The following is a 1,051-nucleotide window of genomic DNA, read 5'->3' on the forward strand; positions in this document are numbered from 1 at the left end:
CCCACCATGTGCCGCAGGTGCAGCTTGGCCAGTTCGTTGTCGGTCAGGTCCAGCACCGGGAAGCCTTGCGCGGTCAGGCTGGCGATCAAGGCCTTGCGCGGATCGTTTTCGGGGTGTGTCTGCACGCCGACGAAGATGTGCGCCTCGCGGTCAGTGTGGTAGCGGTAGTTGAATTCGGTGATCTGGCGCTTGCCGATGGCCTCGCAGAACGCCTTGAAACTGCCCGGTTGCTCGGGGATGGTCACGGCAATGATCGCTTCGCGGCCTTCGCCCAGTTCCGCGCGCTCGGCGACGTGGCGCAGGCGGTCGAAGTTGACGTTGGCGCCCGAGTCGATGGCGACGAAGGTCTGACCGCTGACGCCGTACTGCTCGGTGTAGCGCTTGATCCCGGCCACGCCCAGTGCGCCTGCGGGCTCGGTGATCGAGCGGGTGTCGTCGTAGATGTCCTTGATTGCCGCGCAGATCTCGTCGGTGCTGACGGTGATCACTTCGTCGACGTAATCCTTGCAGAGGTCGAAGGTGTGCTGGCCGATCTGTGCAACGGCCACGCCGTCGGCAAACAGCCCCACTTGCTGCAGCACGACCCGCTCGCCATAGGCCATGGCCTGCTGCAGGCAGTTGGAGTCATCCGGCTCGACGCCGATCACCTTGATCTCCGGGCGCAGGTATTTCACGTACGCCGCGATGCCGGCGATCAAACCACCGCCGCCCACCGGCACGAAGATCGCGTCGAGCTGGCCCGGGTGCTGACGCAAGATTTCCATGGCCACCGTGCCTTGCCCGGCGATGGTGTCTGGATCGTCGTAAGGGTGGATGTAGACGTAGCCTTTTTCCTCGACCAGTTTCAGCGAAAACGCCAGCGCCTCAGGGAACGAGTCCCCGTGCAGCACGACCTTGCCGCCACGCGAACGCACGCCCTCGACCTTGATCTCAGGGGTGGTCTTGGGCATCACGATCGTCGCCGACACACCCAGGGTCTTCGCCGCCAGCGCCAGGCCTTGCGCGTGGTTGCCCGCCGACGCCGTGACCACGCCCCGCGCCAGCTCTTCCG

The 1,051-nt window shown here is 65.1% G+C and carries 1 protein-coding gene; it reads right to left on the reverse strand.

What is annotated here, in order from left to right:
* On the reverse strand, positions 1-1,051 hold a 1,051-nt coding region (gene ilvA, locus BLS87_RS33310), incomplete at both ends, for a threonine ammonia-lyase, biosynthetic (RefSeq protein WP_074759409.1).

This window comes from Pseudomonas abietaniphila, from assembly GCF_900100795.1.
Classification (GTDB): domain Bacteria; phylum Pseudomonadota; class Gammaproteobacteria; order Pseudomonadales; family Pseudomonadaceae; genus Aquipseudomonas; species Aquipseudomonas abietaniphila.